The sequence below is a fragment of the Actinoalloteichus hymeniacidonis genome (assembly GCF_014203365.1).
GTDB classification, from domain to species: domain Bacteria; phylum Actinomycetota; class Actinomycetes; order Mycobacteriales; family Pseudonocardiaceae; genus Actinoalloteichus_A; species Actinoalloteichus_A hymeniacidonis.
The window spans coordinates 625,314-649,158 of record NZ_JACHIS010000001.1 but is presented as its reverse complement, the minus strand read 5'-3'; the positions used below and the strand labels follow the sequence as shown (position 1 = coordinate 649,158).

Genomic DNA, 23,845 nt, shown 5'->3' with positions numbered 1-23,845 from the left:
GCGCTTTCACTGCCCGGCGGCGGCGTGGACGATGGCGAAGATTTCCAGACCACTGCCCGCCGCGAGGTCGCGGAGGAGACCCGGATCATCCGCTCCGTCCTCGGACGCAAAGTGGGTGCGGGAATCCCGCTTCCGCTACGGCCCGCCAGCCATTCTCAACCCGAAGTCGCCTAAAAATCTCCATCCACAGGCCTTGACGATTGCGCACCGAAATCTGTGTCGGAGCCGAAGATCGGACGGCCCGCTTTATCGACAGTCATGCCGGACGCCCTCTGGCGCGAGACCAGTGAGCAAAATGTGGAGAAGATGTCGGCGGGTGTCGCGGTCGTCGCGAGCGTGTCCGAATAGATGACGCATCAGTAGGGGCCCGGCGAGGGCGTCGATGATGAGTTCTGGATCAAGGCTCGCGCGAAGCTGTCCTCGATCTGTGGCCTTCTGGATGGTGGTGAGGCATGCCGCGCGTCGTGGCGCCCAGAACCGAGTAAGGAACTCATCGCGCAGCTCCGGATCATCGGCTAGGTCGGCGACGAGTGCGGGGAGTACCCGTCCCATCGCGGCGTCGTCCATCGCCGCGCTGAGCGCGTCGAGGTGCTCAGTTAGATCGCAGACCACACACCCGCGATCGGGCTCGACTACTCCGGCGCGGGCATCAGCCATCGCGTCGATGACGATATGGCGTAGTGACGGCCATCGTCGGCGTAGGGCGGGTTTGCTTGTGCTGGCCCGTCTCGCTACAAGTTCCATGGTCAGTTGTCCATAGCCAACTTCGGTGAGTAGCTCCCGCACGGCGACCACCACCGCGCCGTCGATCCGGACGTCACGCCGCCGCGCCATCACGGGGTGAGTAGCACCTTGCCGAACACTCCGCCCTGTTCGAGGGAGCGTAGGGCCTCCATCGCCGAGGCGAGGGGGTAGCGCGCCTGAATCGGACCGCGTAGGAGTCCGTGGTGGGCCAAGTCTGATACTCGCTTCCATGAGGTGCGGAGCTCGGGCGCGCTCGCGGTGTTGAGGCTGAACGCCAGCAGCGTCGGCGAGCGGTGGTAGATCTCCATGATGGTCTCGAATTCCGAGCCGATCGGATTCCCGCCTGCGGCGCCGCAGAGCAGATACCGCCCGTACGGAGCGAGCAGTCGTAGGTGTGCACTGAGATCAGCGCCGGCGACGGTGTCGACGATCAAGTCGAAGTCGGCCTCACCGTTGGTCACCTCGTCGCGCTGCACGGCGTGCGTCGCACCGAGTGTCAGCAGCCGCTGCGCCCGCGACGCGGACGAGGTCACCGCGGTGACATGTGCCCCACTCGCTGCGGCAATCTGAGTAGCCAGCACCCCGATGCTCCCGCCCGCTCCTCTGACAAGGACCCGGTCTGCAGGCGCGAGACCTGCACGGCGAAGACCGATCTCGGCCACCAGTGCATTAAGTCCCAGTGCAACTGCTTCGTCTGTGTCATCGGCGCTGTCCAAAACAAATACACGATCGCTGTTCACCACGACCAGCTCGGCGAATCCGCCGAACTGTGGCAGGCCCAGCACGCGGCGACCCAGAAGATCGGTGTCGACACCCGCACCGCAGGATTCCACCACACCCACGACCTCCAGGCCCAAGCTCGCCCCGCGCCCTGGGAAGTACGGATAATGCCCGCGCGCTGCCCGCACGTCGACATAGCCGACCCCGATCGACTGCGTCCGCACGACGACCTGGCCCGCAGCGGCGACAGGGTCGGGCCGTTCCCGGACCACAACCTGTACCGGATCTTCAAAGGACTCCACGATCACCGCGCGCACGACATCTCCAATCGTTCCGTTCCGGAACAGAACGATACACGTTCGCTCGCGAACCGTCGCCGATGCCGTGACGCCCAGCCTCACGGATAACGCCTGCCACCAGACCAGAACCTGACGTGACGGATGGTCTGTGATGGTGAGAGACCTACGGTCCTGCGGTTGCTGGCCGAGGACATCGCCACCCCGGCCAGATCCTCAGCAGTCGGGGCGCCCAGGATCGACTGTCCGGCGCCAAACGAGCCTCCGTCCGGGCCCGATGGCGAGCGGTGATCCCGAGAGCACGTCGCATGCATGCAGTAAGTCCGGCCGACGAACGCCTACGCCGACCAGCCCACGGACGCGCTTATCGCCGGACTGGATGCGCCGTTCACCGACTCCACCGCCACGCCCTCGATGCCGCTCGGGCGTTCGAAGCGGCCTACGGGGCGAAGTTCCCCAAGGCCACAGCCAAGATCACCGACGACATCAAGGCGCTGCTCGCGGTCTATGACTTACCGGCCGAGCACTGGACCCAGCTACGCACCACGAACTCCATCGAGTCCATCTTCACCACCGTCCGGCACCGCACGAAGAACACCCGGCAGATCGGCGCTGCGCCACCTCAATCAGCGGTGTTCGCCGCGCCGTACCTCGCCACCATCGTCAGTACGGCCTCGTCCACGACGTGGGCCATCGAGGCGTCGTCCGGGGACCAGTCGATGAGCAGCATCCGGGGCCAGAGGACGTAGTTGGAGATCATCCCGAGGAACTGGGTTGCGGCCAGTTCCGTGTCGTCCAGCTTGGCCGTTCCCAGCGTGTTCTCGGTGTCGAGATAGCGGCGTACCGAGTCGAAGTAGGGCATCTTGCCGTGCGCGAAATGGGCCTCACCCAACTCGGGGAAACGCGGCAGTTCGGCGATGACGATACGGAAGAGGGCCGCCATGCCGGGCCGGGTGAGGAGGGTGACGTACCGGCGGCCGATCGCCGTCAGGCCCGCCCGCAGGTCGCCCGTCGGTGGGCGGAGGTCGCCGTCGTCCTCGGCCGCCCAGGACTGCGTCACGATCGCGTCGAACAGCGCCGCCTTGGTCGGGAACTGCTTGAACAGCGTCGCCTTCGACACCCCGGCCGCCTCGGCGACCTTGGCCAACGAGGTGCCCGCGTACCCGGCGTCGAGGAACAGTCGGGTGGCGGCCTCGACGATGACCGCCCGTTTCTGCTCGGCGACGCGCCGATGGTAGGCGGAGGGCTCCGTCGTCATGGCCACCACAATACGCGAGGCGAGTCACTTGACTCACCATCCGCCATGCGCCTAACGTTGGCGAGGCGAGTCACTCGACTCGCCACTATTGCGCAGGAAGGACCGCGTCATGGGACGCTTCGACAAGCAGACTGTTCTGGTCACCGGTGGCACCGGCGGGCAGGGCGCCAACCACGTTCGGGCCTACCACCAGGAGGGGGCGAACGTCGTCATCGCCGCGCTCGCCGAAGGGCCCGGCAAAGAGTTGGCCGCCGAACTCGGCGAGCGGGCGCTGTTCGTCCGAATGGACGTCACCGACGAGGACGCCTGGACGGCGGCGGTCACCGAGACCGAACGCCGGTTCGGTCCGATCGCGGTATTGGTCAACAACGCAGGTGTTCAGAACCCCGCAACGCCGATCGAGGCCGTCGAACGCCAGGTCTGGGACCGCATCCTCGACGTCAACCTCACCGGCACGTTCCTCGGTATCAAGACCGTGACCCCGTCACTGCGTCGAGGCGGCGGAGTGATCGTCAACATCGCCTCGACGATGGCCCACGGCGGCACCGCGCTCTACGCGCCATACGTCGCAGGCAAGTGGGCGTTGCGGGGGCTCACCAGGACCGCCGCGCTGGAACTGGGTCGAGACGGCATCCGGGTCAACTCCATCCACCCCGGCGTCATCTCCACCCCGTTGATCAACGAATCGATCGCAGGTCAGCCGCCCATCGCCGACTTCTACTCGCCCGAGCCCTACGCCATCCCCCGCATGGGAACCCCGGCCGACATCACCGCGCTCCTGCTCTACCTCACCTCGGCCGACGCCTCGTTCGTCACGGGCTCGGAGTTCGTTGCGGACGGCGGGCTCCTGCTCGGCCCCGCCCTCCAACCCGACACGGCCGCAGCCTGACCGAATCGCCAGCCGCCCCGAACAGTCCCCCGTTCTTGCGGGGGCTCGGTGGCGTGGGGCCGACCGGGCGTGGACGTGCGCGAGGACAAGCGAGGACGGCAAGAACAAGCTGGTCGACGGCAGGGCTCGAGCCGAACAGTCAGCTCGGTTTGCGGGCCAGCAGGTACGCCTGTGGCGACTTCTCCAGTGGTGGTTGCGGTTCTCGGATCAACCGAGCTTCCACTTCCAGACCTGCGGTGGTGCACATATCGGCCACGGCATCCGGCTGTAACCGGTACGCATCCAGGGAGATCTCATGGCCGTAGCCGTGTGAGATCTGGCCGCTCTCGTCACCGACCTGGAACGCCGTCAACAGTCGTCCGCCCGGAACCAGCACCCGCGCCAGTTCAGCCACCACCGTCGGCAGATGCTCCGGTGGCGTGTGGATCAGCGAATACCACGCCAGTGCGCCGGCAAGGCAACTGTCGTCCAGCGCCAACGCCTCGAGTGAACCGACCTCGAAACGCAGCCGGGGATGGGCTCGGCGGGCCGCGTCGACCATGCCGGGAGAAAGATCCACTCCGAAGACGTCCAGCCCCAGCGAGGCCAGGTATCCCGTCAACCGGCCCGGGCCGCATCCCAGATCACCAACAGGACCGCTTGCACCGACCAACTCGACGAACGTTCCCAGCATCGCTCGGTCCCAGGGACTGGCGGCCAGCGCGTCCTTCAGCATCTCGGCATACGAGTCGGCAACGGTGTCGTAGGCGTTGCGTGTCTTGGTCACGTGGACGGGTTCGGTCACGGCCGAGACACTATCCATGGCCATTCGCATTTACATTCCAGCCGCTCTAGGACCCCGGGCGCGGTCGCCAGGCCGCATCGGCACCCGACGCACCCCGACATATTGCTGTTCCATGGCCTACTTGCGCTACGGTTCGGCGTGCCACCTTTGACGGACCACGCATTCATGCACTTCACGCACGTCGCGAACCTGCCAGCCATCCTGCAGAGTGGTGTGCTGAAGTCCGACTCGCACGTTCAAACCGAGTCGATCATGATCACGGAATGTGCCGACATTTCCATCAAGGAGCGCCGTCGCAGCGTCGAGGTTCCCATCCCTCCGGGTGGCGTGGTAGCCGATTACGTTCCCTTTTATTTCGCTCCCCGATCACCCATGATGTACAGCATCTCGCGAGGGAACGTGGCCACCTACGCTGACGGACAACAACCGCTTGTCTATTTTTGGTCGTGGCTCTCAGTCGCAGATCGACTTCAGCTGCCATGGATCGCCAGCGATGGCAATTGCGCCAGCTCATTGACATCAATGACCAACAACTGGAGAAAACTGGAGGAATCAGTCGACTGGCAGATCATGACCGCGAAACAGTGGAGCAACACTGCCGAAGACGGAGACCGGATGCGACGTCGGATGGCAGAATTTCTAGTGCACCGGGAGTTTCCATTCGAAGCGTTCACTGGGGCAGTTACTAGGTCGAAAGCGATTGCCTCATTAGCAAGCAAGCACCTCGGCGACAAACTTCCCGTGCATGTCAGACCCGACTGGTACTATTAGACCCTAACCCGGAGGAGGTGACGTTGTGATTATCGAGTCGAACGGGAATCTACTGGCCTCCAATGCAGAGGCCTTGGTTAACACTGTCAATACCGTTGGCGTAATGGGCAAAGGGATCGCCCTGCAATTCAAGCGAGCCTATCCCGAAAACTTCAAAGCTTACGAGCGAGCTTGCAAGAATAACGAAATAAAAATTGGCAAGATGTTCGTCTGTCCAGTTATGGCGATGAGCAACCCGTCGCTTATCATCAACTTCCCGACCAAACGGCATTGGCGGTCACAATCACGCCTCGAAGACATTCGGGGCGGCCTGGACGACCTCGTCAATGTACTCATCCAGCACGGCGTGAAATCAGTTGCCATCCCCGCACTCGGCTGCGGCAACGGGGGACTTCCTTGGAGCGACGTGTACCCGCTCATCATTGCGGCGTCAAAACGGGTTCCAGACATCAACTTTCTGGTTTACCCACCAGCCGCCGCACCGCGAGCTGAAACTATGCCCGTCCGATCCAAGCGACCCGGAATGACCGAGCGCAGAGCAGCGATGCTGTTGGCATTCGATCGATACGCCGCGCTGAGCATGGCCGCAGGCCATAGCATTGGCGGTGAAATATCGATCGTCGAAGCGCAGAAGGTCGCCTATTTTCTACAGCAGGCGGGCTGGCCTTCCAGGTTCAAATTCACCGCCAACCACTACGGACCCTATTCACACACCGTCGATCAGTGGCTCAGTTCAGTAGAAGGGCATTTCATCTCCGGATACGGCGATGGAACCAGTGGCAGTCGCGCAGTATTGACACTTGACAGGAGTGCCGTCACCGAAGCTCGCGAACTGATGAACGGAAATTCAGAGTTCAGCGAAACACTAGATCGCATGACAGAATTTGTTCGCGGGTTCGAATCCCCTTATGGCGTAGAACTCCTGAGTACCGTTCATTTCATCGTCGCCAAGTCACCTTCGCAGCATCTCTCAATGGATCAAATCGCCCGGCAAGTGAAAGCGTGGTCGCAACGGAAGGCGCAGCTATTCCAACCGCATCAAGCCAAGGTAGCATTCGAGCACCTGCAAGGCATTGGCGCGTTCGTCAGCTCGTTAGCAATTGGCAGCGGACAGGCATCGAGCAAGAGCGCTCTCCATTGGTACCGTGAACCTCAACACTGTCGCTGATGGACAGGTCACGCTGGCCAGTGGCCACGATCAGCGTAACTGCGAATGCGCACAGGGAGACGAGAGCGCCTACCGACTGGCAGGTTGCCGGCGACGGTGGGAGCACGGAAGCATCGAGCCCAAAGCCCGAGTAGAGGTGTACGGCTGGCCCTTCGCGCTACAAGCAACTCGGACAAGAATCGGATTTGCGTCTTCAGCTCTCGAAAACTCGGAGCACGTCACCGGCAGCTCCGGTGAACACTCCAGCTCCGCGCGCGACGTACTCATTACGAACGGTCCTAGTCGATCGCCCCACCACCGACCGCCGTAACCCCACCCCCACCGCCTCCCCCGTGCTCCGCCGCATATTCATCGGCCAAGGCTCGGGCGTGGTCGAAGTAGGCCGTGACGTCGGCGAGGTCGTCGATTGCTGCGGCGAGCAGGCCTAGGGCATCGAGGATCACGAAGTCGTCCTCGCCCTGGCTGGCGCGGTGCAGCAGCGGTTCGATCTGCTCGATGAGCACGGCGCGCGCGTCGCGCAGGGCGCCCACCGGTAACCGGTCGACGGCGGCGCGCAGCCGGACGGCGACCTCGCCGACGGAGGTCATGAATCGGCCGACCGCCGGGCGGCCTCCGAGCGGATGAGGTCGGCGCAGCGGTGCAGTCTGGCAAGCACACCGTCGAGTTTCCAGCCGCCGACAACAAGATGGTGCACGGCGGATTCAGCGCGGCCGTCCAGCGATCCGGCCCATAGCTCCCTGAGTTCGGCCGCGACCCTGGCCGCCTCATCGCGGGCCAACACGACCTCCGACACCGGGAGCCGGGCCGCAAGTTCGGTGAGGTCCTTCGGTTGTTCGTCCAAGCCTGCTCCCCTCACGGCTGGCCGTCGATCACATCGTGCCGGGTACCGAGGGCAGAAACAAAGGAATGCGCCGATCGCTCGCCCCGACGGAGGAATCCCGCGCGCGCTGGCCATCTCAGCCAACGGGAAGCCGATCTTCGACGATCCCCGCTTAGACTGCCGGTATGGCTCTCACGTCGACGACGACCGAGGCGTCGGATCGGACCGCGCTGCCCGCCGACCTGTCCGAGGCCGTCCGCGACGACGGCGCGCTACGCCGCTTCCTGCACGGACTGCCGGGCGTGGACCAGGTCGGCCTTGAGCAACGCTCGGCCGGGCTGGCGACCCGCAGCATCAAGAAAGACTCGAAGCTGTGGGCGATCGACACCGCGATCAGCATGGTCGACCTCACGACCCTCGAAGGCGCGGACACCCCAGGCAAGATCCGATCCCTGGCGGCGAAGGCCAAGCAGCCCGACTCCGACTATCCGGACGTGCCAAGGGTTGCCGCGCTGTGTGTATATCCCGACCTGGTCGAGATCGCCGTCGATCTGGTGCGGGGCACCGGAATCGGCGTGGCCAGCGTGGCCACCGCCTTCCCATCCGGGCGCTCCAGCCGCGAGGTGAAACTGGCCGACACCCGGTTGGCGGTCGAGGCGGGCGCCACCGAGATCGACATGGTGATCGACCGAGGTGCCTTCCTGTCCGGTCGCTACGGCCAGGTGTTCGAGGAGATCCAGGCCATCAAGCAGGCCTGCGGCTCCGCGCACCTCAAGGTCATCCTCGAAACGGGTGAGCTGGCGACCTACGACAACGTCCGGCGGGCCTCCTGGCTCGCGCTGCTTGCGGGCGGCGACTTCATCAAGACTTCCACCGGAAAGGTGTCGCCCGCCGCGACGCTGCCGGTGACACAGCTGATGTTGCAGGCCGTGCGGGATTGGCACGGTCGGACCGGCGAGTATCGGGGCGTCAAGCCCGCAGGCGGGATTCGGACCACCAAGGATGGGATCCGACATCTGGTGGCGGTGAACGAAATCGCCGGGCCGGAATGGTTGACCCCGGAGCTGTTCCGCTTCGGCGCCTCCAGTCTGCTGACCGACCTGCTGATGCAGCGACGAGCCCAACGCAACGGCCACTACAGCGGCCCCGACTATGTGACGGTGGACTGACTCGCCCATGCCTAACTTCGAATACGCACCCGCGCCGGAGTCTCGGGAGCTGGCGAAGCTCCAACCGTCCTATCAGATGTTCGTCGACGGTCGGTTCGTCGACGGCGGTGGCGCTCCGATCAAGACCATGAACCCGGCGACCGAGGAAGTACTGGCCGAGGTGGCCACCGCATCCTCCGACGATGTCGACCACGCCGTGCGCGCGGCCCGCCGCGCCTACGAACGGGTGTGGGGTCGGATGCCCGGTGCCGAGCGCGGCAAGTACCTGTTCCGTATTGCCCGACTGATCCAGGAACGTTCCCGCGAGCTGGCGGTGTTGGAGAGCCTGGATAACGGCAAGCCCATCAAGGAATCCCGCGACACCGACATCCCCACCGCAGCCGCGCACTTCTTCCACCACGCGGGCTGGGCGGACAAGCTGGACTATGCGGGCTACGGCCCCGATCCGCGTCCGGTCGGGGTGGCCGCGCAGGTGATCCCGTGGAACTTCCCGCTACTCATGCTGGCCTGGAAGATCGCCCCCGCATTGGCCTGCGGGAACACCGTGGTGTTGAAGCCCGCCGAGACCACTCCGCTGACCGCGTTGGTCTTCGCCGATATCTGCCGGCAGGCGGAACTGCCACCGGGTGTGGTCAACATCCTGCCCGGCGCGGGCGACATCGGCGCCACGCTGACCGCGCACCCGGACATCGACAAGGTGGCCTTCACCGGTTCCACCGAGGTCGGTAAGGAGATCACCCGGACGCTGGCCGGGACCGGCAAGAAGCTGACGCTCGAACTCGGTGGCAAGGCCGCCAACATCGTCTTCGACGACGCCCCGTTGGATCAGGCGGTCGAGGGAATCGTCAACGGGATCTTCTTCAACCAGGGACATGTGTGCTGCGCGGGCTCTCGACTGCTGGTGCAGGAGTCGGTGGCCGAGGAACTGCTGGCCAAGCTGCACACCAGGGTCGCCGCGCTGCGGGTGGGCGACCCGCTGGACAAGAACACCGACGTGGGCGCGATCAACTCCCGCGAGCAGCTGAACAAGATCGTCGAGTTGAGCAATTCGGGCGACGCCGAGGGCGCCCAGCGGTGGACCAGCCCGTGCCCGCTACCCGACCGAGGGTTGTTCTTCGCTCCCACGGTGTTCTCCGACGTGCAGCAGTCCATGCGCATCGCCAAGGAGGAGATCTTCGGCCCGGTGCTCTCGGTGCTGACCTTCCGCACACCGGACGAGGCGATCGCCAAGGCCAACAACACGCCCTACGGGCTCTCCGCCGGGGTGTGGACCGAGAAGGGATCCCGCATCCTCTGGGCCGCCCAACGCCTGCGCGCGGGCGTGGTGTGGGCGAACACCTTCAATCGTTTCGACCCGACCGCCCCCTTCGGCGGCTACCGGGAATCCGGCTTCGGTCGCGAAGGCGGTCGCGCAGGTCTGGAGGCCTACCTCGATGTCTAATCGGCTGGTTCCTGGCACCGCAGCACCACGGCTGTCGGTGAACAAGACCTACAAGCTCTACATCGGTGGCGCCTTCCCCCGGTCGGAATCCGGGCGGGTGTACGAGATCACCGACTCCAAGGGTGCCTTCCTGGCCAACGCCGCGCACGCCTCCCGCAAGGACGTGCGGGACGCGGTGGTCGCGGCACGCAAGGGCTTCGCAGGCTGGTCGTCGGCGACCGCCTACAACCGGGGTCAGGTGCTCTACCGGGTCGCCGAGATGCTGGAGGGCAGGCGCGAGCAGTTTATCGCCGAGGTGATGGCGCAGGAGGGCGTGCAGCTCAAGCGGGCCACCACCCTCGTGGAGCAGACCATCGATCGCTGGGTCTGGTACGCGGGCTGGACCGACAAGATCGCCACCGTGTTGGGCGCGTCCAACCCGGTCGCGGGGCCGTACTTCTCCTTCACGGTTCCGGAACCCAGCGGCGTGGTCGGCATCCTCGCGCCGCAGGACTCCTCGTTGCTCGGGCTCGTGAGCGTGTTGGCGCCGGTCATCGCCACCGGCAACACGGCGGTACTGGTGACCAGCCGGGCCCGGCCGCTCTCGGCGATGACTCTGGCCGAGGTGCTGGCCACCTCCGATCTGCCCGCCGGGGTGGTCAACATCCTGACGGGCAGCCCGGTGGAGCTATCCCCGTGGCTGGCCTCGCACGCCGACGTCAACGGACTCGACCTGACCGGGGCGCCGGAGATTCTCCAGCCGGAGTTGGAGCGTTCGGCGGCGAACACCGTGAAGCGGGTGTTGCGGGCCCCCGCCAGCGAGCCGGACTGGACCCGACGACCGGATCTGCGCAGGTTGCGGGCCTTTATCGAGCACAAGACGGTGTGGCACCCCGTGGGGGTGTGATCGGGTGGCGGCCAGCTCTGCAGTTGGCCGCCACCCGATCGACCAATGGTTTCGAGTCAGCTCAGCCGTCGAGTAGCTCGGCGAGGATGTCCACCAGTTCCGGGCGTTCGAACGGGCCGCAGTGCGGGGCCGGGACGTCGCGGACGTCGGTCGGGTTGTCCGGGGTGAGCCGGTCGGCCTCGGCGATGAACCGGCTCTGCAGCGCGGGCGGGATCAGCCGGTCGAGGGTGAACCGCACATAGGTTCGGGGGATTCGCCCCCAGGTGTCGGCCTGGCCCCTGGCGTCGGCCAGCGGAATGCTCGCGGGCTCGTCCGGTTCGAGCAGGTTGAACAGGCGGCGGGCTCCCGCATCGGTGAAGTCGGCTGCGAGGCAGTCCTTGATGCCCTGCGACACCAACGGGTCGGCCGTGCGCCAGTTGATCCGGCTCACGCCCAGCTCGGCCGGGTCGACGACCATCGCCGCCATCACGTTGCCGAGCAGGCTCTCGTCGTTCTCCGGAGTGCCGAGGTAGTCGGTCAACGTCGGCAGGTCCACGCAGCAGTACGCCGCGACGTAGACGACCCGGTCGATCAGCTCCGGGATCAGGTTGCCGACCCGGCTCAGGGTGACACCGCCCTGGCTGGCGCCCGCGAGGATCACCGGGCCGTGCTCCCGGGCGGCGCGGACCACCTCGACCACGCGGGCGGCGTAGTCCTCGGCGGTGATGCCTGCGAGCGGGGAGGGCTCGACCGCTAAGGCGGCGAGGTCCTGCGGTGCCTGGTAGGCGGCGGGGATGAAGCCTTCGTCGCCGTGTCCGGGCAGGTCGACGGCCACCGCGCGATACCCGCGCAGGGTGAGTTCGGTGACCAGTCCCGACCCCAGGTACGACGAGGAGTTGGTGCCGTGGACGAACACCAGGGTGGGCTGGCCTCGACCGACGGCGGGGCTGTCGGCTCGGGCCGACCGATCGGTTGTCATGAGCGGTGTTTCTCCTCGGTTCTCGGGTGGATCAGCGGTGCGGGGTGTGCCGGTCGGTCATCGACGCGGTGGGCGGCGCATCGGCCAGACGGTCGGGCTGTCGGCGACCTGCACCGGTTCGCCGAGGTCGACGAAGCCGTGTCGGGCATAGAGCGCGCGGCTTCGGGCCGAACTCGCCTCCAGGTACACGGCGAGGCCATCTGCATCGGCGCTCGCCAGGCCGTGCCGCAGCAGGGCCGAGCCGAGTCCGGTGCCGCGACGATCGCCGCGCACGCCGATGCACGGCAGGTAGCGGTGCGGCTCGTCGGTGGGATGCCGGTCGACCAACACCTCGCCGAGCGCCTGCAATCGGGCGCCGCTGTCCCCGAAGACCGCGCCGTCCCCGGCCGCAGGCTCGGCATGGGGCGATTGCCCGGCGGCCAGGGTCAACCACACCGAGGCGCCCTCGTCGTGGCCCACCAGGTAGCTCGCCGAGGTCGGGTGCTCGATGAGCGGGCGGTGGAAGTGCCCCTGGAGACGGGCCCGGTCGGCCGGGTCGGGGAAGGCCCAACAGACCAGTGCATCGTCCAGGAACGAGTCGATGATGACGTCGATCACCGTCTGCCGCTCTGAGTTCGCCGCTCGCCGGATCGACGGGGTCCTCGCTTGTACTGCCATGCGATACAGAGTATCGATCTACCCGCCGATTAGCGGCAATACTTGCTGGTCAAACGCATAAAGTGCACTGGTTCACTCCATCATTGAACTAGTACACTCGGCACTGTGTCCCGCTCTTGATGTGAGGTGTTATCCATGTCGTCGGCAGATCGATCGACTCCGCCGTACCTGCGGATCGTCGAGGACGTCCGGGCCCGGATCGAGTCGGGTGAGCTGCGGCCCGGAGCCCGGATGCTGTCCATCCGACAGATCGCCCAGCGGTGGGGCGTGGCGGTCGCGACCGCCACCAGAGCGATGGCGGCGCTCCGCGATGCCGGTCTGGTCGAGACGCGGGTCGGCGCGGGCACCGTGATCGCCACGCCCTCGATCCGCGGCCGCCGACCCGATTCGAGCGCCACCCCACGACCACGTGCCGCTGCCGCCGGGCCGGTAGTGCACCGGCAACAGGTGTTGGCCACCGCCATCGCCATCGCCGATGCCGAAGGTCTGGAGGCCGTGACCATGCGGCGGCTGGCGGCGGAGCTCGGTGTCGGACCCATGTCGCTCTACCGGCATGTGGCGGGCAAGGACGAGCTGGTGACACTGATGGCCGACGAGGTCTTCGGCGAGGCCGTCCCACCCACCGCCGGACCGACCGATTGGCGGGCCCGGCTCGAACTGCTCTCCCGCAGTCAATGGGAACTGTGCAAGCGACACCACTGGCTGCCCAGGGCGATCTCGTTCACCCGCCCGCTGCGCGCGCCCAACATGATGGCGCACACCGAATGGACGTTGGCCGCGCTGGACGGATTGGGCCTGTCCCTGACGAGCCGGATGCATGCGGCCATGACGCTGCACGCCGTGGTCGTCAGCGTCGCGCTCGCGCAGGCCAACGAGATCGAGGCCGAGCAGGAGACCGGCGTGACGCACGATCGCTGGCGGCTGACCCAACGCGAGCAGGCCGACGATCTGCTGCGCGATGGCCGATTTCCGCTGTTGGCCTCGGTTCCCGAGGACGCGGCGGCCGATCTGGACGGCAGGTTCGAGTACGGCCTGGCCCGCCACCTCGATGGGCTCGCGGTGTTGGTGGGTTCGCAGGGGGCGGAGATGCAGTGAGGACTACCGGTTCCCGCGCGGTATGCGGGCTTCGATCGAGCACCCGATATCTCGGCATCCCCGCAGGGGGTGGGACATCGCGAGGACCGTGGCCCGATCACCGCCTCGGCCCCGCAACGGCATAGGCCGTGGTACCGACGACCCCGAGGGTCACCGCGGTCCAGGTGCCCGCCGCCGTGCCGGGCGGCAGCATCATCCAGGTCGCCACCTCCATCGGCACACTCGTCGGGGGCGGGGCGAAGAACGCGAAGGCGAGCCAGGCGAACGGCAGGGTCCAGGCGTACTGGCCGCCCGCGATGGCCGCGCCCAGGGCGGCCAGCCCGAGCAGACCGGCGCAATTGCGCACGACGAACTCGACGGTGGCCAGCTCATGGCCCATCGTCTGCACCGTCAGCAGCACCGCGCCGACGACCACACCGGCCAGCAGCACGTGCATCGCTCTTCGAGGCATCCAGCGGATCGCGGCCGTCCGGTCCAAGGCGTGATCCTGGCCGCCGAGACCGATCGAGGCCGCTATCGTCCCCGTGGCGAGGACGAGCAGGGCCAATCGATGATCGGTGGGTCCCCGACCGATCGCCCACACCACCACCGCGCTGATCACCACTGCGGCCAACGATGCGGTCAGCTGACGTGAGCGTGCGTACAGCACCAGCCATCTCACCTCGATGCACCGCCTGCCAGCACGGACAACGCGTCGCCGTCGCAGGAGGTCGCCACCGCGCGCATGGCGTTGATCCGCGCGAGCTGTTCGGACGGCGGAAGTGCGTTGAGTTCCTCCCACACCGGAAGTGCCTGTTCCAGGATCCGCTCGTTCGCGACGTCAGCGGTTCCGCTGGTCGCCGTGAGGTCCCCGAGGACCCAGCCCGTCGCGATGCTCTGCGCTGCGGCCTCATCCAGGTTGAACCCGCCGCCGGAGCTGAAGACGGGAGAACAGCCCGGAACCATGGCCTTCGCGATCAGGGCCCTGGTCAGCTCCTCGCCGCTCTGAGCGGCGACGATGTGGTCGTCGTCGAACCCGAAGAGCACGGTATCGGCGGTCCACCTCGGAATGGAGCCATCCGGCGTCGGGACCGTGTTCTCCCTGATCGAGACCGGTGCCTGGTCACCCAGAGCACCCGCCAACAGGCCTAACGCTTCTTCTCCGTGCACCGCGAAGTCCGCGAGTCGTGCCTGGTGTGTCCTCGTCACGCATACCGGCCCATCGCACACCGGTTCGGTGGCGGCCTCGTCGAGGACGTACATCCGCTGCGGCTCGGTCGGAAGGACGGCCATGGAGAGCAGCACACCCGCCACGACGGGTGTCAGCGCGATCAGCTTGGCCCGCGAGGTCACGACGACCAGCAGCGCGAATCCGGTCGCGACCATGCCGAGCAGCCAGATCACCTGCCCGAGATGCACCGACGTGGAGACCGTGGTGAACGCGTCGCGCACATCCCGAAGCGCAGGCGAGAGCAACGAGAGCCGGTTGGGCTCCGAGATCGGGATCCCCGAGGCCGTGATCGTGTGGGTCTGGCCCAAGGACAGCTGCATGAGGGACGTGAAGGTGATGCCAGCCATCGCAACCACGGGCGGAGTCAGCACGGACGGCAGCGCCCGGCCGATCCCCATGCCCAGCACGGCCCCAGCGATGAGGAACAACGCCCCCACCAGCGAGATCGGCAGCCAACCGAGGTGCGGGTACTCGGTGTTGGCGATCACCTGTGCCGCGCCGACCAGGACGAGGAGCGCGAAGGCCGCCAGCAGCGTGATCGCGGTCGGCCCGGCCACAGTGGCCGCGCGATGCCACGCGGGCCTCGGCGTGCTCGTCAGGAGTTCGGAGATCCTCGACCGGTGATCCCGCAGGCCCTGTAGCGCGCCGAGCCCCAGGGCGACCGGCCATAGGTAGAACAGCAGCGAGCGGGTCCACATGGCCATGGAGGTCCATTGGGCCGTCCACGCGGTGGTTCCCCTCGACCACGCGGAGTTCAGCAGATACAGGAAGGCCAACGCCGTCGCGAGGACGATGACGCCCGCCCACAGGGCGATGGAGCGCTTGAATTCGATGCGCGAGACGCGACTGCTCACCAGGTGCCCCTTCCCTGGTCAGGGCCTTGCAGCAAGGCCGTGTAGCCGCGCTCCAATGGGCTGTCGCCCACGTGCTCGGGTCCGCCTGCCTCGGCCAGTTCGTTTGGAGTGCCTTGGAAGACGAGTCGGCCCTCGGCGAAGAGCACCACGTCGGTGCAGGCTGCGGCGACGTCCTCCACCAGGTGGGTCGAGACGACGACGCAGGTGTCCCTGCCCATCTCCTGCAACAACTCACGAAAGCGCAGCCGCTGCGCCGGATCCAGGCCGACGGTGGGTTCGTCCAGCAGCAGGATCGTCGGGTCGTTGACGATGGCCTGCGCGATTCCCACCCGGCGCACCATGCCGCCGGACAGCGTCTTCATCCGCTTGTCGGCCCGGTCGGCCAGCCCGACCCGCTCCACCGCGCGCTGCACCGCTCCGGGGATGTCCTTCTTGGGCACCTCCTTCAGCCACGCCAGGTACTCGACGAACTCGCGCACCGTGAAGCGCTTGTAGTAGCCGAATTCCTGCGGCAGGTAGCCGATCCGGCGGCGCAGCGCGCGGTGTTCGCCCATGCTGCCCGTGTCCTGACCGAGCAGTTCCAAGGTGCCCCCGGCGGGGCGCAGCACGGTGGCCAACGCCCGGATGAGAGTGGTCTTGCCCGCCCCGTTGGGTCCGAGTAGTCCGTGTACGCCGATGCCCAGCGACAGGTCGAGGCCGTCGACCGCCATCCGCTTCCGGCCGACCTTGACCTTCAGCCCGGTGGCCTGGATCTCCCAGGCGTAGGACGTCGGCGCGAGGTCGGCCGCACTTACCGAGGGCGTCATGTGCTGGTCCTTTCCCATGGTCATCGGTGCGTTCCCAACCGGGAGTACGCGCTCCTGCGGGCGATCACGACTCCTACGCCGAGCCCGAGGATCACGGCCCAGCCCGGCAGGGCTTCCGGTTGCAGGACGAGAGTCATTCGGCTGACCGCCAGGCTCGGCATCACGACCATGGCGCCCCACCCGGCCACCAGGGCGATCGCGGCGCGATTCACGCCGATGACGCTGCCGAGCGCCAAGGTCATGGAGGTGCAGGCCAGGCAGGGCAGCAGCCACTGGGCCACCATCACCCCCGTCAGCCAGCCGCCTACCAGCAAGGCGGGGACGACCACGGTGAGCACGGAGGCGGTACGCCGCAGCACCAGGTACAGGCCCGCCCGAGGCGCGGCGGCCGTCAGCTCGTACGCCGGGTCGAGGCCACGCGACCACGAGGCCGCGACACCGCCCACGGACAGGACCGGGGCCAGGAGCAGCAGCAGCGACATATCGCCGAAGCCGGGGTCGGTCAGGTCGAGCAGCAGCGCGAGCAGCGTCATGAGCATGACCATGGCCAGCCACGGCGCCATCACGGGAGTCGTCCATCGGGACAACCGAATCGACCAGCGCCGCCGGTGTCGCAAGGTGCCCACTGCGGCCAGCTGCGGTTCCAGGTCTGCCCATACGGTGTCGACCAAGGCCGCCACCGCCGGAGCCTCGGTCCCGACGGCGGTCGTGAGCCGATCGCGGCACAAGCCGCAGGTCTCCAGGTGGCCCTCCAGGGCCCAGATCTCGTCGGCGGCGATGTCCGTGTCGCCGCGGGCATACCCGTCGATGATCCGCATCGACGCGTGTTCCACGCTCATGTCAGCGCCTTCCGCATCACGGTTCGGGCCCGGCGGGCACGGGTCTTGACCGTGCCCTCGGGCACCCCGAGCAGGACGGCGGTCTCCCGGACGGACAGTCCGTCGAGCACCATGGCCTGCAGTACCTGTCTGAGTTCGGGTGCCAGGCGCCGTAGCGCGTCGCCGACGTCACCGCCGACCGTCGCCGCGAGCGCCTCGTCCTCGGCGGCGGGCATCGCCGGTCGGGAAGCCGCAGGCGGCGGCTCCGCATGATGGGCCCTGCGTCGAAAGGCATCGATCAGCCGTCGGGCCGCGATCGTCCACAGCCAGCCGACGGCCGTCCCACCCGCCGCGCCGCCTGCGAACGCGCCCGCCGCGCGCCACACCGCCAGATACGTCTCCTGCATGACCTCGGCGATGATCTGCTCGTCTGTGCAGCGGCGGCGCAGTCGCACCGCCATCCACGGCGCCGTACGCCGGTACAACTCCTCGAACGCCGCGCGATCGCCCCTGGCCACCAGCCGGACGAGACGCTCCTCGTCCAGCCTGTGCAGCGCTGCCCTCACCGGTCTCACATCCCGATAGACGCTCGATTCGAAGCGCCGGTTTTCACTTTCGCGTGATCCACGACACATAACGGCCCCGCGGGCGCTGCCTGCTACCCGCACGACCACGCCGCGATCGACCTGGCACGACTCCACCACGGCCGTCGGATCGCCCATGCCCGCTCCGACGGAAGGTGAACGACACCCGGAGATCTCTCGCGGACTTCCCTGTGGAGCACCCGCGCTTGTCTCGATCTCTACTTTGCGATACAAAGTGCGGGACACATGACTTTGTATCGCAAAGTAGGTAGACGGCGGTGGACCTCATGCAGGACGAACAGGCTCGCGATGAGCAGTCGAAATCCGAAGCGACCGACCCCACCGATCCCGCCGCGATGCTCGCGCTCATCCAGCAGCAACAGCGCCGCACCGAACGCCAGCTCTTCAGTGGCCTCGCCGCGATTCCGCTCGCCTTCGGGGCCAGCTGGCTGCTCGGCTACGCGGTGCTCTTCCTGGCCATCCGCCCGGAACCAGTGCTGCCGCTGAGTCGTCAGGTCGCCTTGGGCATCTACTTCGGCCTGCTGGCCCTCGCCGCTCTCTGCACTTGGTGGGCGGTCGGGCGCAGCAGCCGAGGACTGCGCGGCACATCCCAACGCCAGGCCACGATGTACGGGTTCTCCTGGATGATCGGGATGACGGCGACGACCACCGTCCTGGCCGCCGTCACGCGACTGGGCGTCGACGAGCCGGTGGCCAGTCTTCTCTGGTCTGCGATGCCCGGACTGATGGCGGGCATGCTGCTGGTCTCCGGCGGCGCGGTGTTCTCCGACGTCGGACAGTTCAAGATCGGACTCTGGGTCGTGCTCAGCACAACGGCCAGCACCTTCGCGGGCATCCCGAACCACTACCTGGTGATGTCGCTCGCGGGCGGCGGCGGACTGATCCTGTTCGGAGTCAGCCAACTCCGCGCTGAAGCCCGCGCGAACCGAGCGGCCCGACAGGCGGGCGACCGATCGTGAACCCGCCTGCGGGCGAGCTGGATCCGGTGATCCACGCCCAAGCCCGACTCCGTGTCGTCAGCACCCTCGCCGCGCTGAACACCGGCGACCAGATCGCCTTCACCCGCTTGCAGAACCTGCTGGACATGACGCCCGGCAACCTGATCACCCACCTGCGCAAGCTCGAGGCCAGCGAATACATCACCAGCGCCAAACGCGGCTCCGCCACCTACCTCGCACTGACCACCCAGGGGCGCAGCGCGTTCGAGCAGTACGTACGCACCCTTCGCACGCTGCTCCAACCCGCCGTCGATCCCGACGACGAACCAACGGAGAGAAGGCGATCATGACTGAATATCTCGCCAAAGCGGTGGGCGCAAGCAAGCACTACGGCGACGTGGTCGCCCTGGACGCCATGGACCTGGATATCCCGGCAGGCCAACTGGTCGGCTTACTCGGCCCCAACGGCGCGGGGAAGACCACCCTGATCAGCCTGCTCACCGGGCTACGCAGACCCACGGCGGGCCGCGTCGAGCTGTTCGGCGGCGACCCGAGGAAACCGGCTAATCGCATCGCGCTCGGCAGCACCCCACAACAGACCGGGCTGCCCGAGACGCTGCGGGTACGAGAGGTCGTCGAGTTCGTCGCCGGGCACTATCCCGACCCGCGCCCGACCGGCGAGCTGCTGGAGGAGTTCGGGCTCACCGCCTCCGCGAACAAGCAGACCGGCGCGCTCTCCGGCGGCCAGCAACGCAGACTCACCGTGGCACTGGCCTTCATCGGACGCCCCCGGCTGGTCGTGCTCGACGAACCGACCACCGGCCTGGACGTCGATGGCAGGCACGCCCTGTGGGAGGCGCTGCGCCGCTACCACGCCACCGGGGGCACGCTGCTGCTGACCAGCCATTACCTCGAAGAGGTCGAGGCGCTCGCCGAACGGGTCGTCGTCATCGACCAGGGCCGGGTGCTGGCCGACGACAGCCTGAACGCCATTCGCTCCAAGGTCGCCACCAGCCGCATCGAACTGCGCTGCGCCGAGCTGCCGGAGCTGCCCGGTGTGCTGCGCCGTGAGGAGACCGAGGACCGGATTCGACTCTTCACCCAGGACCCCGATCAGTTGGTGCGCGACCTGGTGCACTCCGGCGCCGCGTTCCGCGACCTTCAGATCAGCACCACCTCGCTGGAAGAGGCCTTCGTCGCGCTGACGAGCAAGGCCGCCCCCACCGAGTCGAACCTCACCGCGTCGGGAGACCTTCGATGAACAAGATGCTGTTACACGCCAGATATCAGGTCTTGGAGAACCTTCGGGTCCCGATGGCCGTCGTCGGTTTCCTGGTGTTCCCCTCGCTGATGATGGTCTTCTTCGTGGTGCCGATGCCCGGCGTGGCAGACGATCCGGTGTACTCGACCAACGCGGCGGGCCAGCTCGCACTGTTCTCCATCGTCAACGTCTGCCTCTACACCTTCGGGGCGCAGATCGCCGAGGAACGGGCGAAGCCCTGGGATGGCTACCTGCGCACCCTGGCGGCGGGCGCGGTCCCGAGGCTCGGCGGGCGAGTACTCAACGGCCTGTTCTTCGCGCTGCTCGGGCTGATCCCGGTGATCGGCACGGCCGCGGTGTTCACCAGCGCCGAGGCGCCTGTGCTGCGCATCCTGCTCGCCGTCGTGCTGCTGCTCGCGATCGGCATCCCGTTCCTGCTGCTGGGGCTGGCGATCGGCTATCTGCTGTCGTCGAAGGCCGTGTACGTGGCCGTGCAGCTGTTGGTGTTCCCCTTGGGCTTCGCGGGCGGCCTGTTCCTGCCGCCGCAGCTGTTCCCCGACTGGCTCGACACGGCCTCGCAGGCCCTGCCGACCCGAGCGGGTCGCGACCTCGTGGTGGCGGTGCTCGGCAACGGACAGGCGTCGATCACCTCGCTGGCCGTGCTGCTCGGCTGGACTCTCGTCTTCGGCGCCTTCGCGGCCTTCGCCTTCCGTCGCGACGAAGGCCGCCGATTCCGGTAACCACTCACTTCGTCAACGGGAGTCCGAGCAGATCAACGGCCCGGGCTCCCGGCTTCGGTCTCGGTCTCGGTCTCGGTCCAGTTCCCGATCTGCCAGTCGATCTGGCCGTCCGGGTCGACCCAGGCACGGCTGTGATCGATCACCGAACCGGTCTCCAAGGCATGGGCGACCTCGGAGAACATCGCCGCCAGACTCGGCCAGCGGGCTTCCTCCACATGACAGAGCTCGTGATCCCACTCCAACACCGCACCGCGCTTCGGCCCGGGTCGCAGATCGACGACCAGGTGGTTTCCCATCCCGTCGAAAGCCATCGGAACGAACCTGGGGTGGTAGCCGTGGGCCCAGGACCCAGCGAGCCGCCCTGTGTCCGGCACATCCCAGGAGTCCCGCCAGACCGATTTGTTGACCTGCCAGAACTTCGCGGCCGCCATGGGCCCGCACGGGGTGTAGAACGGCGGGAACACCTCGGCGAAATGCTCCTCCTCGGTACCGCCGCACACCGACCACCAGGTCCGCAGTTCTGGATTGACCTCGAAGCCGAGTTCCCGCTCGCACGCCTCGATCTCGGCGTGTGACACGCCCTCGGCCAGCTGGGCGTGTGTACCCGGCGCGAACCGCGCCGACCACTCCAGGATTCGATGCCATTGGGTGAGGACTTCCATGGCCTCACGATGCCCAACTCGTGCCTGCCCGGGGTACCGCCAACGGACCGATGATCAAGCCGAAGCGGGCCGCCGGTAGGGGTAATCGGCGTGACTGACCGGTGGTTCGACACCCGGAGTCAGCCCGTAGGCTGAACCCGGCAATTCATTCCGGCCGGGCGTGCCACGCCCTGGGCGAGTGGCACCGGAGGTTAATCGATGGCGCAGGACATCGTCCCGATTGAACTAGGGCTGACCGAGGGTGACGTCGTCACCCTGTGGGCGCCTCGGTGGCGTGAGGACGGCGAGGAGTGGGAGGCGTTCCTCGGGCACGAGGACGACCTCTTCGGGTTCCCGGACGTCGCCCACCTGGTGGCGTTCATCCGGACCGCCCGGGAACACGATCTGATCGACCACCCGGCGTGGTCGCTGGTCCCCGAGCTGGCCGCCGCCGAGCTGATCCCCGACAGCGACCACCAGTTCGACCTGGTCGGCGTGCCGGAACTGCTGGCCGAGGAGCCCGACACCTGGACCGTCGGGGAACTCGCCGACATCGTGGCGATCCTTCGTTCGCTGGCCGATGTCTGCGACCTCGAGGTGGTCCGCGAGGTGCTCGACTCCGCGACCGGCTTCTCATTGCTCGATCAGGGCACGCTGGCCTTCAACGGCCGCGACGGCGAACGGCGCTGGACCGAGTTGTCGACCGTGGTCGCCGAACGCTGGGATGACGTCCTCGACGAACTCGACGACGTGATGACCTCGCCCGGCGTCCCCGAGGCCGAGGTGGCCGCCGCCGAGGCGGAACTGCCCGACCCCGAGGACGACGACGAGAACACCGCAGTCGCAGGGTCGGACGATGACTCCGACGACGACTCGGACGACGAGGACGCAGACGAGGAGCCGCCCGGCTTCTGGCGTGAGGTCGGCATCGACCCCATCCGCCTGGTTCTCACCAGCGGCGACTACTACACGCTGCGCTGCTACCTCGACGACGACCCGGTGTTCCTCGGTTCCGACGGCAAGATCGACGTCTTCGACAGCGTGAACGACCTGAAGGCATTCCTGGTCACCGCCGCCGAGCAGCGCGACGCGGCCGACGATGACGCCGAAGACGCCACCGAGGACAACGAGCTGGCCGAGGTCTCCACCTGGTCCGAGGTACTGGACCGGGCGGCCGCAGGCGAGCTGGACATCGAGGTGGAGGCCGACAACACCTACCACCTGACCGACGTCGGCGACGATCTGGCCAAGGGGCCGGAGGGCATCGACGCCAACCAGCTCGACCTCGCCGTCGAACTACTCAAGGACGCCGCCTACTGGGCCGAGGACGACAGCGTCGACGAAGCCCTCGCGTCCTCGGAGCGGCTCGGCTGGCTGGTCTCCTTCGTGCTGCGGCCCGACCCGACCCGGATGGCGCCCAGCGCGCCATACGACGAGGAGCAGAAGAGCTGGGCCAAGCTGGTGACCGACTTCGAGAAGCGGTTGGCCAAGAAGAACCGCGACTGAAGCCGAGGCAACACGCGAGCGACCACTCGGGGCATCGAGCCACTCGGCTCGGTGCCCCGACTCGTCTACTTCCGAGCCGAGGCCGCCGAAACCGACCCGAACCAGACCGAACCGAACCGGAGCGGAGCGGCTCGCTAAGCCATCCCGACCGGACCCACCTCGATCACCCCCGTGTTGTAGACCGGACCGTGCTCCCAGCGGCCGCCCACCGGCCCTTCCAGGCCAGGCAGCCAGAGATGCAGGAAGGCGGGCCGGACGGCCGGGCTGCCCTGCGCAGAGCCGATATCCGCACCGTGCCAACGGAGTTCGATCGCCAAGGAATGCTCGACGTCGAGCGTCATCGGCTCCGTTTCGCCCTCGGCGGCGTCGCCCACCACATTGCCCGCCGAGTCGAGTCGGGTCACGCTGGTGCGCAGCGCAGTGCCCTCGGCATCGGTGAAGGCGACCCGATCCGGATAGGCGCCGACCGCGCACCGCACCGCAGCCCACCTGGCCGAGATCACCAGCTGTGCCCGGCCCTCGCCGGTGGCACTGTCGACGACCGCAGGGCCGATGCTGGATTCGATATCGCCGACCGCGCACTGCTCGTCCATCGAGGGGGCCTCCGCTGGTTGAGCGGGTGCGGCGGCCACGATGCCTGCGGCCCTGACCTCGGCGGCGCCTGCCTGCGCCGCGCCGGGCAACAGCATGCCCAGCACGGTCAGCACTCCCAGCGTCGCCACTGCCGCCCGCACCCGACCGTACTTTCGATTCGTCACGCCCTGCCTGGACATCGAGACCTCCCCCTCGCCAGTGCCGCAGCGGGAATCG

General features: G+C 67.2%; 28 protein-coding genes and 1 pseudogene. 14 read left to right on the top strand and 15 right to left on the bottom strand.

The annotated features are described in order from the left end of the window. Nucleotides 1-24: 24 nt before the first annotated feature. A complete protein-coding gene (locus BKA25_RS28255; RefSeq protein ID WP_236750391.1) occupies nucleotides 25-174 on the top strand; it encodes an NUDIX domain-containing protein in 150 nt (49 codons plus the stop codon). Between the two features lie 72 nt (nucleotides 175-246). On the opposite strand, the gene BKA25_RS02990 is transcribed toward BKA25_RS28255, so the two are convergent. Together BKA25_RS02990 and BKA25_RS02985 are read right to left on the bottom strand one after the other, a co-directional pair. Further along, a complete protein-coding gene (locus BKA25_RS02990; RefSeq protein WP_069854092.1) occupies nucleotides 247-834 on the bottom strand; it encodes a TetR/AcrR family transcriptional regulator in 588 nt (195 codons plus the stop codon). Then, nucleotides 834-1,781 carry a quinone oxidoreductase family protein gene (locus BKA25_RS02985; protein ID WP_069852310.1) on the bottom strand — a complete coding sequence of 316 codons (948 nt, stop codon included), beginning with the start codon at nucleotides 1,779-1,781 and terminating at the stop codon, nucleotides 834-836. Before BKA25_RS02985 ends, BKA25_RS02990 begins: the two co-directional genes overlap by 1 nt. A gap of 395 nt (nucleotides 1,782-2,176) precedes the next feature. On the opposite strand from BKA25_RS02985, the pseudogene BKA25_RS27495 reads away from it, so the two are divergent. Then, nucleotides 2,177-2,374: pseudogene (locus BKA25_RS27495) on the top strand (transposase); the annotation flags it as partial. 8 nt (nucleotides 2,375-2,382) lie between these two features. Here the strand turns inward: BKA25_RS27495 and BKA25_RS02975 are convergent. After that, entirely contained in the window at nucleotides 2,383-3,018 is a 636-nt protein-coding gene (locus tag BKA25_RS02975; protein WP_069852312.1) for a TetR/AcrR family transcriptional regulator, read from the bottom strand. 109 nt (nucleotides 3,019-3,127) lie between these two features. On the opposite strand from BKA25_RS02975, the gene BKA25_RS02970 reads away from it, so the two are divergent. Continuing rightward, nucleotides 3,128-3,907, top strand: a complete 780-nt coding sequence (locus tag BKA25_RS02970; protein WP_069852313.1) for an SDR family NAD(P)-dependent oxidoreductase — start codon at nucleotides 3,128-3,130, stop codon at nucleotides 3,905-3,907. Nucleotides 3,908-4,046: 139 nt separating this feature from the next. On the opposite strand, the gene BKA25_RS02965 is transcribed toward BKA25_RS02970, so the two are convergent. Further along, nucleotides 4,047-4,691 carry a class I SAM-dependent DNA methyltransferase gene (locus tag BKA25_RS02965; RefSeq protein ID WP_069852315.1) on the bottom strand — a complete coding sequence of 215 codons (645 nt, stop codon included), beginning with the start codon at nucleotides 4,689-4,691 and terminating at the stop codon, nucleotides 4,047-4,049. 165 nt (nucleotides 4,692-4,856) lie between these two features. Between BKA25_RS02965 and darT the strand changes: the two genes are divergently transcribed. Both darT and darG read left to right on the top strand, forming a co-directional pair. After that, nucleotides 4,857-5,462: a type II toxin-antitoxin system toxin DNA ADP-ribosyl transferase DarT gene (gene darT, locus BKA25_RS02960; protein WP_157421282.1), complete on the top strand. Its 606-nt coding sequence runs from the start codon at nucleotides 4,857-4,859 to the stop codon at nucleotides 5,460-5,462. 25 nt (nucleotides 5,463-5,487) lie between these two features. After that, entirely contained in the window at nucleotides 5,488-6,630 is a 1,143-nt protein-coding gene (gene darG, locus BKA25_RS02955) for a type II toxin-antitoxin system antitoxin DNA ADP-ribosyl glycohydrolase DarG (RefSeq protein WP_157421283.1), read from the top strand. A 278-nt stretch (nucleotides 6,631-6,908) separates the two neighbouring features. On the opposite strand, the gene BKA25_RS02950 is transcribed toward darG, so the two are convergent. Both BKA25_RS02950 and BKA25_RS02945 read right to left on the bottom strand, forming a co-directional pair. Next, nucleotides 6,909-7,217: a hypothetical protein gene (locus BKA25_RS02950; protein WP_069852317.1), complete on the bottom strand. Its 309-nt coding sequence runs from the start codon at nucleotides 7,215-7,217 to the stop codon at nucleotides 6,909-6,911. Further along, the gene (locus BKA25_RS02945; RefSeq protein ID WP_069852319.1) at nucleotides 7,214-7,471 is read right to left on the bottom strand and encodes a hypothetical protein; all 258 of its coding nucleotides are present in this window, start codon (nucleotides 7,469-7,471) and stop codon (nucleotides 7,214-7,216) included. The genes BKA25_RS02950 and BKA25_RS02945 overlap by 4 nt, the downstream gene beginning before the upstream one ends. 164 nt (nucleotides 7,472-7,635) lie before the next feature. Between BKA25_RS02945 and deoC the strand changes: the two genes are divergently transcribed. The 3 genes from deoC to BKA25_RS02930 are packed head-to-tail and all read left to right on the top strand — an operon-like array spanning nucleotide 7,636 to nucleotide 10,946. Then, entirely contained in the window at nucleotides 7,636-8,619 is a 984-nt protein-coding gene (gene deoC, locus BKA25_RS02940) for a deoxyribose-phosphate aldolase (RefSeq protein ID WP_069852321.1), read from the top strand. A 7-nt stretch (nucleotides 8,620-8,626) separates the two neighbouring features. Next, the gene (locus tag BKA25_RS02935) at nucleotides 8,627-10,060 is read left to right on the top strand and encodes an aldehyde dehydrogenase family protein (RefSeq protein WP_069852322.1); all 1,434 of its coding nucleotides are present in this window, start codon (nucleotides 8,627-8,629) and stop codon (nucleotides 10,058-10,060) included. Beyond that, nucleotides 10,053-10,946: an aldehyde dehydrogenase family protein gene (locus BKA25_RS02930; RefSeq protein WP_069852324.1), complete on the top strand. Its 894-nt coding sequence runs from the start codon at nucleotides 10,053-10,055 to the stop codon at nucleotides 10,944-10,946. Before BKA25_RS02935 ends, BKA25_RS02930 begins: the two co-directional genes overlap by 8 nt. Nucleotides 10,947-11,007: 61 nt before the next feature. Here the strand turns inward: BKA25_RS02930 and BKA25_RS02925 are convergent, their stop codons facing one another. Both BKA25_RS02925 and BKA25_RS02920 read right to left on the bottom strand, forming a co-directional pair. Further along, nucleotides 11,008-11,904 (bottom strand): alpha/beta fold hydrolase, encoded by an 897-nt coding sequence (locus tag BKA25_RS02925; RefSeq protein ID WP_069852325.1) that lies wholly within the window; start codon nucleotides 11,902-11,904, stop codon nucleotides 11,008-11,010. Between the two features lie 57 nt (nucleotides 11,905-11,961). After that, nucleotides 11,962-12,561, bottom strand: a complete 600-nt coding sequence (locus BKA25_RS02920; RefSeq protein ID WP_084643407.1) for a GNAT family N-acetyltransferase — start codon at nucleotides 12,559-12,561, stop codon at nucleotides 11,962-11,964. A 135-nt stretch (nucleotides 12,562-12,696) separates the two neighbouring features. Between BKA25_RS02920 and BKA25_RS02915 the strand changes: the two genes are divergently transcribed. Further along, nucleotides 12,697-13,656, top strand: coding sequence for a TetR/AcrR family transcriptional regulator C-terminal domain-containing protein (locus BKA25_RS02915; protein WP_069852327.1), 960 nt, complete (start codon nucleotides 12,697-12,699; stop codon nucleotides 13,654-13,656). Between the two features lie 97 nt (nucleotides 13,657-13,753). Here BKA25_RS02915 and BKA25_RS02910 read toward each other — a convergent pair whose 3' ends face one another. The 5 genes from BKA25_RS02910 to BKA25_RS02890 are packed head-to-tail and all read right to left on the bottom strand — an operon-like array spanning nucleotide 13,754 to nucleotide 17,910. Continuing rightward, complete coding sequence (locus BKA25_RS02910; protein WP_216637764.1) at nucleotides 13,754-14,305, bottom strand: hypothetical protein; 552 nt, start codon at nucleotides 14,303-14,305, stop codon at nucleotides 13,754-13,756. Nucleotides 14,306-14,313: 8 nt separating this feature from the next. Next, nucleotides 14,314-15,720, bottom strand: a complete 1,407-nt coding sequence (locus BKA25_RS02905) for a hypothetical protein (RefSeq protein ID WP_069852331.1) — start codon at nucleotides 15,718-15,720, stop codon at nucleotides 14,314-14,316. Beyond that, a complete protein-coding gene (locus BKA25_RS02900; protein ID WP_216637911.1) occupies nucleotides 15,717-16,526 on the bottom strand; it encodes an ABC transporter ATP-binding protein in 810 nt (269 codons plus the stop codon). The genes BKA25_RS02905 and BKA25_RS02900 overlap by 4 nt, the downstream gene beginning before the upstream one ends. Before the next feature lie 20 nt (nucleotides 16,527-16,546). Continuing rightward, nucleotides 16,547-17,365: a hypothetical protein gene (locus tag BKA25_RS02895; RefSeq protein ID WP_069852334.1), complete on the bottom strand. Its 819-nt coding sequence runs from the start codon at nucleotides 17,363-17,365 to the stop codon at nucleotides 16,547-16,549. After that, nucleotides 17,362-17,910 (bottom strand): RNA polymerase sigma factor, encoded by a 549-nt coding sequence (locus BKA25_RS02890; protein ID WP_236750392.1) that lies wholly within the window; start codon nucleotides 17,908-17,910, stop codon nucleotides 17,362-17,364. Before BKA25_RS02890 ends, BKA25_RS02895 begins: the two co-directional genes overlap by 4 nt. Before the next feature lie 296 nt (nucleotides 17,911-18,206). Here BKA25_RS02890 and BKA25_RS02885 point away from each other — a divergent pair, with 296 nt between their 5' ends. From BKA25_RS02885 to BKA25_RS02870, 4 genes are read left to right on the top strand one after another with little or no spacing between them, the layout of a single operon-like run. Next, complete coding sequence (locus BKA25_RS02885) at nucleotides 18,207-18,908, top strand: hypothetical protein (RefSeq protein ID WP_069852336.1); 702 nt, start codon at nucleotides 18,207-18,209, stop codon at nucleotides 18,906-18,908. After that, nucleotides 18,905-19,237, top strand: coding sequence for a transcriptional regulator (locus BKA25_RS02880; protein WP_069852338.1), 333 nt, complete (start codon nucleotides 18,905-18,907; stop codon nucleotides 19,235-19,237). Before BKA25_RS02885 ends, BKA25_RS02880 begins: the two co-directional genes overlap by 4 nt. Beyond that, complete coding sequence (locus tag BKA25_RS02875; protein WP_069852340.1) at nucleotides 19,234-20,148, top strand: ABC transporter ATP-binding protein; 915 nt, start codon at nucleotides 19,234-19,236, stop codon at nucleotides 20,146-20,148. Before BKA25_RS02880 ends, BKA25_RS02875 begins: the two co-directional genes overlap by 4 nt. Then, on the top strand, nucleotides 20,145-20,888 hold the full coding sequence (locus tag BKA25_RS02870) for an ABC transporter permease (RefSeq protein WP_069852341.1): 744 nt from the start codon (nucleotides 20,145-20,147) through the stop codon (nucleotides 20,886-20,888). Before BKA25_RS02875 ends, BKA25_RS02870 begins: the two co-directional genes overlap by 4 nt. 32 nt (nucleotides 20,889-20,920) lie before the next feature. On the opposite strand, the gene BKA25_RS02865 is transcribed toward BKA25_RS02870, so the two are convergent. Beyond that, nucleotides 20,921-21,550: an SMI1/KNR4 family protein gene (locus BKA25_RS02865; protein ID WP_069852343.1), complete on the bottom strand. Its 630-nt coding sequence runs from the start codon at nucleotides 21,548-21,550 to the stop codon at nucleotides 20,921-20,923. 198 nt (nucleotides 21,551-21,748) lie between these two features. Between BKA25_RS02865 and BKA25_RS02860 the strand changes: the two genes are divergently transcribed. After that, the gene (locus BKA25_RS02860) at nucleotides 21,749-23,035 is read left to right on the top strand and encodes a SatS C-terminal domain-containing protein (RefSeq protein ID WP_069852345.1); all 1,287 of its coding nucleotides are present in this window, start codon (nucleotides 21,749-21,751) and stop codon (nucleotides 23,033-23,035) included. A gap of 134 nt (nucleotides 23,036-23,169) precedes the next feature. On the opposite strand, the gene BKA25_RS02855 is transcribed toward BKA25_RS02860, so the two are convergent. Further along, nucleotides 23,170-23,808, bottom strand: coding sequence for a hypothetical protein (locus BKA25_RS02855; RefSeq protein ID WP_157421284.1), 639 nt, complete (start codon nucleotides 23,806-23,808; stop codon nucleotides 23,170-23,172). Nucleotides 23,809-23,845: the final 37 nt, after the last annotated feature.